Here is a 267-nt window from a genome sequence, read left to right as displayed (position 1 = left end):
CGATTCTGGTGCGGTTTGGCGAAGGCGAAGATGCGCTGATAGTGGTGATGATGCACCTGGCATTGGGGGCCAAGACCCGCGCCCTGCAGCTGGGTTATATCCGCGAGCTGATAGGCGGTTACCGTCACCAGGTGCTGATGGGTGACATGAACACCCATGCCACTGACCTGCTGGAGCATTCGCCGCTGCGCGATTTGGGCCTGGTCGCCCCACAAGTCGAGGCCACCTTCCCCAGCTGGCGACCGCAGCGTTGCCTCGATCATATCC

At 61.8% G+C, this 267-nt stretch carries 1 pseudogene; it reads left to right on the top strand.

Annotated features, from left to right (window positions below):
* Positions 1-267: pseudogene (locus tag FQ664_RS26175) on the top strand (endonuclease/exonuclease/phosphatase family protein); the annotation flags it as partial.

The sequence above is a fragment of the Pseudomonas persica genome (genome assembly GCF_900291015.1).
GTDB lineage: Bacteria > Pseudomonadota > Gammaproteobacteria > Pseudomonadales > Pseudomonadaceae > Aquipseudomonas.
Note: the sequence above shows the minus strand (reverse complement) of the source record. Positions and strands in the feature narration are given on the sequence as shown.